This is a genomic window from candidate division WOR-3 bacterium (genome assembly GCA_016867815.1).
In the GTDB taxonomy this organism is placed as follows: domain Bacteria; phylum Hydrothermota; class Tepidihabitantia; order Tepidihabitantales; family Tepidihabitantaceae; genus UBA2258.
In genome coordinates this window covers 25,869-37,163 of the sequence record VGIR01000024.1, presented here as the reverse complement: position 1 = coordinate 37,163, position 11,295 = coordinate 25,869, and the positions used below count along the sequence as shown (strand labels likewise).

The following is an 11,295-nucleotide window of genomic DNA, read 5'->3' as shown; positions in this document are numbered from 1 at the left end:
TATTCATCACACAAGTGTAACCAGCCAGGCGTTGAGCACGATGCCCTTCTTCTTGTCTGCCCGGGCGCATCCGAGCGCCTGCCGACCGACAAATCTCACGCACGTTCCGTCTCATCTCTCTCCATCTCCGCGGAGCAATTCCCGCTGACCGTCTTACCTCTCTCAGGGGGTCACCATGTACCCAGGCCAGAACTCATTGCGCCCGGAGTTTGCTTGACTTTCGGGGTTGCCACAATAGCATGAGAGTCCTTTATGTCAGGTCAATCTCAGGATATCATCGGCCTTATCCGTGCCGCCGAAGTCGAGGCGGATGAGGCGATCAAACAGGCTGAAGAGCAGCGTCGCCAGGCCATTGCGCAGGCTGAGCAGGAGGCCGCGGCGGCAATCACCGAGGCCCGGGAGCGCTGCCGCCGGGAACACGATGCTGCTCTCGAGCGGGCCAGGGCGGAAGCCGCCGGCATTCAGTCCAAAGCGAAGGCCGAGGCCGAGGCGGCTGCCAGCTCCATCAAGGTCGTTTCTGAAGACAGGGTGGACAAGGCGGCTGACCTGTTGGTCGAGAACCTGCGCCGACAGTGGCAGTAGAGAAAGTCTCCCGCGTTCTCGTTGCGGTCCATCAGGAGGGCCGCGATCCGTTCCTCAAGAAGCTCCAACGTCTGGGCGTGATGCACATCACGCAGACCGAATCGGCAACGCCGGAGAGCCAGGTCAACGCAGACAGCCGGCGTGTCATTCAGGCAATCGAAACCCTCACGACCAGAGTGAAGAAGAGGAAGCACGCCGGTGGCCGCAAGGAGCTGTCTCGACAGGAGTATGACCTGCTCGCTGCGAACTTCGACCATTCCTCGGCTGTAGAACGGCTCACGAGCCTGACCCACGAGCAGGCTGAGCTGGAAGCCCGGGTTCAGGCGATTACGGCCGAGAGGGCAAGGCTCGAGCCCTGGTCGGGACTCGACTATTCGCCGGCCGAGATGTACGGGCTCAAGACCGCGGTTGTGTCGTTCGGCTGCTTCCCGGTCGAAGACGACCTCCGTACTGTGCAGGAGGTTTTGAAGGACGGGCCGGGCGCGGTCGAGACCGTGGGTCGTGCCGGCGATGAGGTACGCGTGCTGGTAGCGGCACTACCCGAGGCGGCTGACCGGGTCGCAAGAACCCTGAGCGAGAACCGCTTCGTGACAATCGACCTGCACAACGTGAAGAGCAAGCCGCAGGACGCGCTGGCCGACCTTGCCAAAGATGCTGCCGCAGCCCGGGGGCGTCTGCAGTCAATCGGTGCTGAGATTGAGCAGCTCGGTTCGGCCCTGCCCGAACTCAGAGTCGCGGCCGACTCCCTCACTAACGATGAGTTGAGGCGCGCGACGGCCGCCGCGTTTGCCAAAACTGAGACCGTAGCGCTGATTCACGGATGGGTACGCACTCGCGATCTCGGACGGCTGGAGAGACTCGTGACCGAGAGTGGGGCGGCGGCCATGACAGGGGTGCATCCGGCCGAAGGCGAGGAAACGCCGGTGGCGCTCGTTAACCGGCCCGTGTTCCGGCCGTTCGAAATGGTGCTCGAGCTCTTCAGCATGCCGCGTCCCAACGAGCTGGACCCGACCTGGATCATCGCCCCGTTCTTCGGAGTTTTCTTTGCTCTCTGTCTGACCGATGCCGGATACGGGATCGTGGTGGCGGTGCTCGCCTACTTCATGATGCGGAAGATGGGCATGGGCAACAAGCTGCTAGGCATTATCCTGATCGGCGCGATACTGACGATACCGGCCGGGGCGCTGGTCGGCGGCTGGTTCGGCGACATCCCGGACCGGCTGGGTGTAAGCTGGTTCCAGGTGTTCAAGAACCGGTTGATGTGGTTCGACCCGGTCAAGGACCCGATGAAGTTCTTCATACTGTCGATTGGGCTCGGCTACCTGCAGATGATTGCCGGCATCGCGTTTGAGATCGTCGATTGCCTGCGCGTCCGCGATTTCGGGGGCGGGCTGCTCGGGCAGTTGCCGTGGTTCCTGTCGCTGAATGCCTTGACCGCGAGGTTCGTGCTCGCGAAGTCCCTGCCGGACTGGGCGATGACAGCGCTGATGCTCACTATTCTCCTTTCGGTTGCCGCGATAATCGTCTTCACCCAGCGCAGCCGGGAGACCGCGTTCAGCCAGACGTTCTGGTTCGCGCTCTTCTCCGCGTTCCTGGTTTTCGTCGGGGCCAGGCTCGGCTGGCTGCCGGCCGGGTTCAGTCTGGCGAAGTGGGCTTTCTGGTTTCTTCACCTTGGCATGTTCGTCCATGCCGTCGTTAGTACGATCCGTACGCGGAAGTTCAAGCCGGTACCGCTGGGGCTGGGCGCACTTGCCGCGGCCGCAGTGGTGCTCTACTTCGCCGGTGTGCTGCCGGCCTGGATCCCGAGCCTGACCGGTGCGCTGTTCTTCCTCTTGTCGCCATCGAGTGCATCGATGCTCGCCAAGTTCGCTTGGGGCGGGTACGCGCTGTACGGCGCGACCGGGTACATCGGCGTGGTGTTGTCCTACATCAGGCTGATGGCCCTGGGCATGTGTACCGGTGGCGTTGCCGTGGCTATCAACGTGATAGCTTGGATGCTCCTGCCGATTCCGGTGGTCGGCATCATCGGTGCGCTTATCGTGCTGGTAGTGGGTCACACCTACAACATCGCGGTGAACGTGCTGGGGGCCTTTGTACATTCGCTTCGTCTGCAGTACGTCGAGTTCTTTCCGCGCTTCTACACCGGCGGCGGTGAGCGTTTTGTCCCGTTCCGCGAGACCAATGAGTATGTGGCCGTGAAGCAATAAGGAGGACTAGTGGTTGACCCGATTGGTTTGGCCATTGCTTTGCTCGGTTGTGTTGTGGCGGCCCTGCCGGCTGGAATCGGCTCGGCCATCGGCATCGGTTACGTCGCGAAAGTGTCCTCGGGTGTACTCGCCGAGGATCCCAAGAAGTTCGGCAGCCTCTTCATCCTCGTCGCCCTGCCCGGCACCCAGGGATTCTACGGATTCCTCGGCGCGTTCCTGGCCATGATGAAGATGGGCGTGCTCGGAAACCTGGTTCCGATCACGGTGTGGCAGGGAGTGCAGATGTTCGCCGCCTGCGTACCGGTCGGAGTAGCCGGACTCGCGACGGCGATCTGGCAGGGCAAGGTCTGCGCTGCCGGCGCCGAACTGGTTGCCAAGCGTGCGACGGAAGGCACCAAGGGCGTAATCTTCGGCGCCTTGGTCGAGACGTACGCGGTGCTCGGCCTGCTTGCGACCATCTTCCTGCAGATGGGCGTCAGGATCGGTTCCTAGCTTCCGGTTTCTTGTCGCTAGTTCCAGGAACCAGAAACTAGAAGCCAAGAACTCGCCATGGGCACCAACGAACTGGTCGAGAAGATACTGGCCGACGGCAGGACACGTGCGGCCGCCATCGCGGATGAAAGCAGCCAGGCGGTGGTGGCAACGCGGAAGCGATCTGCGGCGGAGGTTGCGGTCATTGAGTGCGACTGCGCGGAACGCTCTCAGCGTGACTGTGAGGCAATGCTTGAGCGGGCCCGAGGCCGCGCCCGTCTGGAGCAGCGCAGCGCCGCACTGGGTGCACGCTGGCAAGTGCTGGACTTAGTCGTTCGACGTGCCCAGGAGAAGGTTCTCGCTGACCCCGGCTACGCCGGCTCCGTTATCAGATTGGTGAAGCAGCATGCCGGCCCCGAATCGGTGGTGTCGCTGTCGGAAGCTGACACACGTTCGTTCGGGACAAGGCTGGAGGCGAAGATCGGGGAACCCGTGTGCATTGCCGGCGGAGTCATGATTCGCACCGGCAAAGAGGAGTTGAACTTCTCATTGGCCGGAGCCCTGTCAGCACTGCGCGATGAACTGGCCCGGGACCTGTCACAGATCCTGTTCGAGAACTGAGTCTCACCTGAGGCTGGCCACGGAATCTGTCGCCGCCGTGTCCGGCCTCACCTTGTAGCCAAGCAGGCTGTCGGTACCGGCGAACCAGTCAGGCTCAGCGATTCTCGGGGCGAGGTTCGCGATGCGATGCCGCCGCGCCGCCATGTTGTACTCGTCAGCGAACGCAACCGCATTGGCGCGGGATCCGTTGTAGAACCGCCAGAACAAGACGGACACGATGACCGAGGCACTCACCCAGTCGTCGCTTCTCGCGGCTGTGACAGCCCAAGCCAAAGACCCGGCAGAAACGGCAAATGCCAGCAGCCCCGGTGCCGGGCGCCCGGCGTACACTTCGCCCAAGCCGGGGATGACCGACGACAGCACCGCGGCCAGAGTCGAGCTGCGCTGGGGAACGGCCTTGGCCAGGCGAAGAGCGCTCGCGACATCAGGTCTGCCCGCAAGCTCGTAGCTGGCCGCGGCAGAGGCAACGTCACCGTCTTGCAGTCTGAGCCAACCCATCGCCGAATTCAGAGAAGCGCGACGCGCCGAATCCCGGGTGAAGACCAGCAGGTCGGAGACCTCGAACGATGCCAGGTCGTAGCGCCTGTTGTGTGCGTAGTAGCCGGCAAGAGCTGTCTGAGCCGGAGCAGACAGGCCAGGTTGGAGTCGGCCGGCAGCCCGAAGTTCCTCAGAAGCAAGGAACAGCTGGTTTGCTCCCGCGAGGCTCAACCCAAGCTTGAGGTATGGCAGGCCGGCTGAGTCGTCAAAGGAGTCAGTCAGCCACAGTGAGCGACGGTACTGCTGGGCTGCCTCGGTGTAGAATCCGTGCTTGAGCAGGGAATCGCCCAGAGCCACTTCAGATTTCAGATTGCAGATTGCAGATTGGGCGACGGCGGGCGGGGATTCTGCCTGAGCCGCGGTGTCGGGTTGGGCGGGCAGAGATGGATTCGCGGATTGGAGGAGAAGGAAGAGGAGCAGAGTCATTCGCGGACGGGTGGGGCGATGTCGGGTGGAACAGAGTCTAGCAGGGGGCGATAGTCGGGCTCCAGCGACATGAGTTCAAAGAGGGAGTCGGCACGCTGAACGTAGCGGCGTTCCTGTAGCAGATTGTGGTCACGGGCAGCGATGTTGGCGCCGTAGACATTGCCGGCATAGAACAGGGCGGTGATAGCGCCGAAGATGGACACCTTGACGCCGGTGCGGTCACGGTGGGCCAGATCGGCCGCATACCACAACGTCACCAGTCCCGTGCCAGCCACGGTTAGGAATGAATATGCCCCGTCGCCGGCGCGGCCCGAGTAGAGTTGGCCGGCGCCGGGCACGATGACAGAAAACAGCGTGCTCACCAGTCGCGAGCGGCGGCGGATGTCATGCCCGTCCATCGTTGCGAGCTGCAGCGACGGTTCGTCGGTCCCCAGTGCGCCCAGCGTTGACGCACCTTCAGCGAACCGGTGCTGTCTGAAGTAGGTCCAGCCCTCGAGTGCCTTGGCCTGTCGGCCAAGAACAGGCGACGTGATCGAGCCGAGGGCCGCTCGCGTGCCGACGTAGTCAGCCGCCGCAAAGTCGGCGCGAGCGACTCCGTACTGCGTGAGACCCTGCGCAGCGGGAGCGCTCAAGTCGGCGAACGCGTGGCGCGCCTGCGCCAGATCTCCAGCCCGCAAGTATGACTCGCCCGCCATCAGCCCGGCATAGCTGCCAATGCCGGACGAATCCGAGGTGAATCTCACTCTCAGGTATTCGCCTGCCGCCTGATAGTAGTCGCCCGAGGAGTACAGATGGTCGGCGAAACCCAGGCTGGGAGCCGGCGGGTGACGGGGAGCACTGGACGCGTCGGGTTTCGTCTTGGTTCCTTCTGACTGTGCAACGAGAACGAGACCTGGTTCGCCCGGTGGCGGGCGCCACGCAATGTGGTTCTCGACCGGGTCAGGCATTCTCCCGCCAACTACGTCTCCGCGGTAGTGTGTGTCATAGTAAGACCAGGCAAGGGTGTTGCATCGCATCAAGCGGTCCGCGCCGATGAGTACACCCGGCAGGAATCCCCGTGATCGGATCGCGCCTCGCGCGAATTGCGAGCACGTAGGGTGGAAGTTACAGACGTTTGAGCCCTGCAGAGGCGAAAGGACGGCCTTGTAGCCGCCGATCATCCACTCGCTGAACACCGACAGAGCATCGTACCCGGCCACGCACGCGCCGATCAGAGAGAGGATAAGAAGTACTGCTCTTCGCAAGAGGTCAGTATAGTCCCTCCTCAGGTCTAGTCAAACTCATGGGAACTTGATTCTGCGCAGGCTCGGGATACACTCAGTCAATGAAGCGCGCACCCGGTTCGACCCGAACTGCAGATTGGAGCACGCCGTGCGCTGCCTAGTGACCGGAGCAGAGGGCATGCTCGGGACCGAGTTGGTCGAGTTCCTGCGGCATCAGAGCGAAGAAGTCGTCGGCTGGGATCTGCCGAAGCACGACGTGACCGATGTAGAGAAGACCATCAACGGCATGCATCAGGTGGGGCCGGATGTCGTGTTCCATCTTGCCGCCCGGACTGATGTGGACGGTTGCGAGGACGACGTAGCCGGGTCGACCGCCATCAACTTCCAGGGCGCATGGGCAGTGGCTCTGGGAGCCGAAGAACTGCGGTGCAAGCTGGTGTACGTCTCGACCGACTACGTCTTCGACGGCCGGACCGATCGTCCCTATCGCGAAGGAGACAAGCCGAATCCGCTTTCGGTCTATGGGCGGACCAAGCTGATGGGGGAGAATGCAGTAATCAAGACCTGCCACAAGCACCTGGTCGTCAGGACCAGCTGGCTGTACGGCAGGCACGGCCGCAACTTCGTTGATACTATCCGTCAGAAGTGTTCACAAGTCCCGCGAATAGAAGTCGTTAGCGACCAGGTCGGGTCGCCGACCTACGCACGCGACCTTTGCCGGCCGCTCTGGGAGGTGGCCAAGTCCAAGCACTTCGGCATCTATCACTTGACCAATTCAGGTCACTGCTCGTGGTTCGATCTTGCGGTCGAGATAGTGAGGCTGACGGACGCGAAGTGCGAGGTCGCGCCGATCAATACCGCTACCGCCGCACGCAAGGCCCCGCGCCCCGCCTACTCGGTGCTTGAGAATAGAGAATTCAAGCACCGGTTCGGCAAAGAACTGAGACCGTGGCATCGGGCCTTGATGAGCTACATCAAGGGAGAGGACGAAGTTCAAGGGACGCTTGATGAACCACGGACCGAAGCTGGCCGTTGACTGCATCATCCTGGTTGAGGGCAAGGTGCTGCTCATACACCGCCGCAATCCGCCACGCGGATGGGCGCTGCCTGGCGGATTCGTCGAATACGGAGAGACCGTCGAAGATGCGGTGCGACGGGAGATGAAAGAGGAGACAGGGCTCGATCTACAGGACCTTACTCAGTTCCGAGTCTACTCAGACCCTAGACGCGACTCGCGTGGGCATGTGGTATCCGTCGTATTCACGGCCCGAGGAATGGGGAAGCCTGAGGCCGGAGACGATGCCGACCGCCACCGACTGGTTGACCTGAACGCAGTATCCGAGACCGAACTGGTCTTCGACCACGCGGCAATACTCGGGGATTTCAGGGAAACGCAAGCTGCGGGAGGTAGCTCCCGCAGCATCTTCCAGGCGGCAGCACTGCTGCCGCACTCCTGAGCTAGGCCGGGTACGCGCTGAGCTGCGCCGCCCACTTGCGCAGTGCCTCCATCCGCGTCTTGTCGTCCTCGGAGAGAACCAGCGGCCGCCCGCGGCAGTCAACGATGACACCGACCAGCCCACCCTCGACCTTGGCCTCAAGTGCCTTTCCGGCACCCGCCCCGACGTCGAATCCGCGTTCGGGGTTGATGACCGCGCTGGCGGACTCGCCGACACCTAGCGGCAGGACCGCGATGTCGCCAAAGTCAACCTTCGCTTCTGAAACTCCGCCGTCAGCCTTGGTGACTCTAACCTGCACGCACTTGGCACCATCTTTGCCCTCGCCGACCGGGGCAATGCAGGTCCCGAGGTGAATCAGGCAGTCCTTCTCGAAGACTTCGTAGGCGGCTTCAGGATGGACCTCGGTCAGAACCCCGAGGTGAGGCATCATGAAGATCGAGTCCACGGTCAGACGCGTCACACCTTCTGGTTGGAAGGCATCCATCGTCATCATAGCCGATTGGACCCGGCGCGGGGCGTGGGAGAGCGCGCCGCCGGAACCGACGACGAGGTTTAAGTCCATCATGCTCACCAGGGTCTCACCGGTTCGCGACTGAGCAAAGGCGTCGGAAATCGTCCGTTCCTGCTGCACACCCTTGAGCCCCACCGCCATCGACTTGTGGTGGACCAATGCCAGCCGCAAGGCCTCGCGGGCTATCGCCTGTTCAAGCTTGAGGTCTTCAAGAGTCGAGGGGATCGTGGTCGGGCGGATCATTTTGTTGCGAATGCGGTTCCGGACCTCGGCCGCTGACATCGCCATGGGCAGCCAGCGCATGATGTTCTTCTCTCCGGCCTCGGCGAGCACGTTGGAGATCGAGTACGACATGCCGAGGTTGGCCGAAACCGTGCGGTTGAACACGCCCTGGAACACGCTGAACACGTCGGTCGTGGCGCCGCCGATGTCCACACCCAGCACCGCGATGCCCTGCGACTTGCCGATGTTCTCAATCAGGAGCCCGACTGCGCCCGGCGTTGGCATGATTGGCACATCAGTCCATTCCATCAGCTTCTTGTAGCCCGGGGCATGGGCCATCACGTGTTCCATGAACAGGTCGTGGATCTTGTTGCGGGCCGGCCGCAGGTTCTCGCGCTCCAGCACCGGCCGGATGTTCTCTACGACTTCAATAGCGCTCTTCTCGCGCAGCGTCTTGAGAACCAGTTCGCGCGCGTCCTGGTTGCCGGCAAAAATGACCGGCAGGTTGTAGCCGATTCCGAACCGGGGTTTGGGGTCGGCGGCGGCGATAAGCTCGGCCAGTTCGATGACGTGCGAGACGGTTCCGCCGTCGATGCCGCCGGACAGGAGGATCATGTCCGGTCGCAGTGTACGGATGCGCTCTATCTTCTCGTGGGGGAGACGGCCGTCGTTCGAGGCTATGACGTCCATCACGATGGCGCCCGCTCCGAGTGCCGCGCGCGCCGCGCTTTCACCGCTCATCGTGAGCACAACGCCCGCGACCATCATCTGCAGGCCGCCGCCGGCCGACGAGGTGGAAATGTAGACGTCCGAACCTTCCTTGTCCCCGGCCTTCGGCTTGATGATAGTCTCGCCGTCGAGCAGCTTCACGCCGGAAAGCTCTTCGACTTCCATTACTGAGTTCAGCACGCCGCGGGTGACGTCCTCGAACGGCGCCTCGACCGTGGTCGGCGCCTCGCCCCGCGTGCTGAGACGAAATTCGGTGCCGCGCTTCTCAATCAGGATGGCCTTGGTGGTAGTCGAACCGCAATCGGTCGCCAGTATCCGCGTTATCCTATCCTTTTCGATCACGTCTGCCATCCTCCAGTTTCTCTATTCTCTGAATCAGTTCCTCGACGTTCGCCCGGTCCTCCATCAGGGCCGCGACCTCGTCGTACTGGTGGAACGGGAAGATCGAGGTCACTACCGGCTGAAGGAACACCATCAACTGCGAGCCGACGAAAGATAGCGGCTTGCTCGACTCCAGCATGACGATGGCGACCGGAGCCAGCTTCAGGTCTACGACCTTCTGCGCTATCTTGGTGAGGATCACCTCGCGGCGTTCGACCGAGATATCGGAAGCGAACATCAGGACTGCGCTCCCCAGTTGACATCCAGCTCGCGCGACGCGCGCGCCTCGTCCAGCCGACGTACCGGCGTCGTGACCGGCGCCTGTAGCAGGACGTCGGGGTTGGTCCTGGCTTCCTCGGCAATCTGCCTCATCGCGGCTATGAACCCATCGAGCGACTCCCTGGACTCGGTTTCGGTCGGCTCGATCATCAGCGCCTCCGGCACAATCATCGGGAAGTAGATGGTCGGGGCATGCATGCCGTAGTCGAGCAGGCGCTTGGCGACATCGAGCGTCTTGATACCGTGCTCGCGCAGGTTCGTGCCGGAGAACACAACCTCGTGCAGGATCCGGTCCCTGTAGGGCAGGTCATAGACACCTTCAAGCCCGGCCCGGACGTAGTTCGCATTCAGCACCGCGCTCTCGGCCGCGTCCCTCAAGCCCGCAGCACCGAGCAGACGGATGTAGGTGTATGCACGAACCAGCACCGCGAACTGCCCATGAAAACCCATGACACGGCCAATGGAATCAGGCCGGTCGGAGTCGAGGTAGAAAAGGGGTTCTGGGGCTGCAGGGCTCGGGGGTTCCGGTTCTGAAGCTGGACCCCTGGACCCCTGGACCCTTGAACCCTTTCTTACCACCGGCTTCGGCAGGAAGGGTTCCAACGCCTTCCTGACCGCTACCGGGCCGGCGCCCGGGCCGCCGCCGCCGTGCGGGGTCGAGAAGGTCTTATGCAGGTTGATGTGCATCACATCAAACCCGGCGTCGGCCGGGCGGTGCACACCGACGTAGGAGTTGAGGTTGGCGCCGTCCAGGTAGACGAGCGATCCCTGATTGTGCATGATGTCGCAGATCCGCCTGGCCTCGGGCTCGAAGATGCCGAGCGTATTCGGGTTGGTGACCATCAGGCAGGCTACGCAGGTCGAGCAGGCGCGCTCCAGCTCGCTCGGGTCGATCTCGCCCTTGGCGTTGGACTTGATCTGGACCGACTTGAAACCGGATAAGGTAACGGAAGCCGGGTTGGTGCCATGGGCCGAGTCCGGCACCAGCACCACGTCCCGCTGTTCGCCCCGCTTCTCGAAGTACTTGCGCACCATCATTATGCCGGTCAGTTCGCCGTGCGCGCCCGCGGCCGGTTCAAGCGTTACCGCGTCGAAGCCGGTAACCTCCTTGAGCATCTCGCCCAGTTCGTACATCAGTCGCAATGAGCCCTGCGTGAGCGTCTCGGGCTCAAGCGGGTGAACGCTGCCGAAACCGGGAAGTCGCGAGGTCAGTTCGTTGACCTTGGGGTTGTACTTCATCGTGCACGAACCGAGTGGGTAGAACCCCTTGTCGACGTGGTGATTCATGATCGAGAGCCGCGTGTAGTGGCGAGCGACGTCCACTTCACTCAGTTCCGGCAGCTCGTTGCTCTTGCGCGCTATCTCGCCGGCATCGGCCGGCGGGACATCCAGCTTGGGCAGGGACCATGCCTGCCGTCCGGGACTGGAGAGTTCGAACAAGGTCTTCTCAGGCATCAGCGTTTCCTCGACGCAACGAAGCGGGCGGCCGACCGGTCATAGGTGCGCTCGACTTCGGGCGTGAAATAGCATGCGGGTAGTTCGTCGCTCGCACGGTGGTACGAGACGCACTCGCAGCACTTGCCCTTGCGGGAACACGGTTCGTAGGTACAGGCACAGCTCTCCCGATTCGCCTTAAGACTGCACTCCAT

At 62.5% G+C, this 11,295-nt stretch carries 12 protein-coding genes; 6 read left to right on the top strand and 6 right to left on the bottom strand.

Going from position 1 to position 11,295, the window contains the following annotated elements:
- Positions 1 to 252: 252 nt before the first annotated feature.
- From FJY68_05485 to FJY68_05470, 4 genes are read left to right on the top strand one after another with little or no spacing between them, the layout of a single operon-like run.
- Positions 253 to 582: a hypothetical protein gene (locus FJY68_05485; GenBank protein ID MBM3331293.1), complete on the top strand. Its 330-nt coding sequence runs from the start codon at positions 253 to 255 to the stop codon at positions 580 to 582.
- Positions 573 to 2,789 carry a hypothetical protein gene (locus FJY68_05480; GenBank protein MBM3331292.1) on the top strand — a complete coding sequence of 739 codons (2,217 nt, stop codon included), beginning with the start codon at positions 573 to 575 and terminating at the stop codon, positions 2,787 to 2,789. The genes FJY68_05485 and FJY68_05480 overlap by 10 nt, the downstream gene beginning before the upstream one ends.
- A 9-nt stretch (positions 2,790 to 2,798) precedes the next feature.
- Positions 2,799 to 3,281 (top strand): V-type ATP synthase subunit K, encoded by a 483-nt coding sequence (locus FJY68_05475; protein MBM3331291.1) that lies wholly within the window; start codon positions 2,799 to 2,801, stop codon positions 3,279 to 3,281.
- Between the two features lie 57 nt (positions 3,282 to 3,338).
- The gene (locus FJY68_05470) at positions 3,339 to 3,881 is read left to right on the top strand and encodes a hypothetical protein (protein ID MBM3331290.1); all 543 of its coding nucleotides are present in this window, start codon (positions 3,339 to 3,341) and stop codon (positions 3,879 to 3,881) included.
- Between the two features lie 3 nt (positions 3,882 to 3,884).
- On the opposite strand, the gene FJY68_05465 is transcribed toward FJY68_05470, so the two are convergent.
- Both FJY68_05465 and yidD read right to left on the bottom strand, forming a co-directional pair.
- Positions 3,885 to 4,844: a hypothetical protein gene (locus tag FJY68_05465; protein ID MBM3331289.1), complete on the bottom strand. Its 960-nt coding sequence runs from the start codon at positions 4,842 to 4,844 to the stop codon at positions 3,885 to 3,887.
- On the bottom strand, positions 4,841 to 6,088 hold the full coding sequence (gene yidD / locus FJY68_05460) for a membrane protein insertion efficiency factor YidD (GenBank protein ID MBM3331288.1): 1,248 nt from the start codon (positions 6,086 to 6,088) through the stop codon (positions 4,841 to 4,843). The genes FJY68_05465 and yidD overlap by 4 nt, the downstream gene beginning before the upstream one ends.
- A 127-nt stretch (positions 6,089 to 6,215) precedes the next feature.
- Between yidD and rfbD the strand changes: the two genes are divergently transcribed.
- Both rfbD and FJY68_05450 read left to right on the top strand, forming a co-directional pair.
- Positions 6,216 to 7,103: a dTDP-4-dehydrorhamnose reductase gene (gene rfbD, locus FJY68_05455; GenBank protein MBM3331287.1), complete on the top strand. Its 888-nt coding sequence runs from the start codon at positions 6,216 to 6,218 to the stop codon at positions 7,101 to 7,103.
- Positions 7,075 to 7,524, top strand: a complete 450-nt coding sequence (locus FJY68_05450; protein ID MBM3331286.1) for an NUDIX hydrolase — start codon at positions 7,075 to 7,077, stop codon at positions 7,522 to 7,524. The genes rfbD and FJY68_05450 overlap by 29 nt, the downstream gene beginning before the upstream one ends.
- 1 nt (position 7,525) lies before the next feature.
- Here FJY68_05450 and FJY68_05445 read toward each other — a convergent pair whose 3' ends face one another.
- Genes FJY68_05445 through FJY68_05430 form a run of 4 tightly spaced genes read right to left on the bottom strand, consistent with a single transcriptional unit; the run spans position 7,526 to position 11,295 of the window.
- Entirely contained in the window at positions 7,526 to 9,337 is a 1,812-nt protein-coding gene (locus FJY68_05445; protein ID MBM3331285.1) for a methylaspartate mutase, read from the bottom strand.
- Positions 9,312 to 9,605 carry a hypothetical protein gene (locus tag FJY68_05440; protein ID MBM3331284.1) on the bottom strand — a complete coding sequence of 98 codons (294 nt, stop codon included), beginning with the start codon at positions 9,603 to 9,605 and terminating at the stop codon, positions 9,312 to 9,314. The genes FJY68_05445 and FJY68_05440 overlap by 26 nt, the downstream gene beginning before the upstream one ends.
- Positions 9,605 to 11,101, bottom strand: coding sequence for a glycine dehydrogenase subunit 2 (locus FJY68_05435; protein MBM3331283.1), 1,497 nt, complete (start codon positions 11,099 to 11,101; stop codon positions 9,605 to 9,607). The genes FJY68_05440 and FJY68_05435 overlap by 1 nt, the downstream gene beginning before the upstream one ends.
- Positions 11,101 to 11,295 carry a hypothetical protein gene (locus tag FJY68_05430; protein MBM3331282.1) on the bottom strand — a complete coding sequence of 65 codons (195 nt, stop codon included), beginning with the start codon at positions 11,293 to 11,295 and terminating at the stop codon, positions 11,101 to 11,103. Before FJY68_05430 ends, FJY68_05435 begins: the two co-directional genes overlap by 1 nt.

Bases quoted from the DNA above. Each gene is read 5' to 3' on its own strand.
- FJY68_05435 (MBM3331283.1), bottom strand. From the start codon at position 11,101: ATGCCTGAGAAGACCTTGTTCGAACTCTCCAGTCCCGGACGGCAGGCA.
- FJY68_05470 (MBM3331290.1), top strand. From the start codon at position 3,339: ATGGGCACCAACGAACTGGTCGAGAAGATACTGGCCGACGGCAGGACA.
- FJY68_05440 (MBM3331284.1), bottom strand. From the start codon at position 9,605: ATGTTCGCTTCCGATATCTCGGTCGAACGCCGCGAGGTGATCCTCACC.
- FJY68_05450 (MBM3331286.1), top strand. From the start codon at position 7,075: ATGAACCACGGACCGAAGCTGGCCGTTGACTGCATCATCCTGGTTGAG.
- FJY68_05485 (MBM3331293.1), top strand. From the start codon at position 253: ATGTCAGGTCAATCTCAGGATATCATCGGCCTTATCCGTGCCGCCGAA.
- FJY68_05430 (MBM3331282.1), bottom strand. From the start codon at position 11,295: ATGGAGTGCAGTCTTAAGGCGAATCGGGAGAGCTGTGCCTGTACCTAC.
- FJY68_05445 (MBM3331285.1), bottom strand. From the start codon at position 9,337: ATGGCAGACGTGATCGAAAAGGATAGGATAACGCGGATACTGGCGACC.
- FJY68_05465 (MBM3331289.1), bottom strand. From the start codon at position 4,844: ATGACTCTGCTCCTCTTCCTTCTCCTCCAATCCGCGAATCCATCTCTG.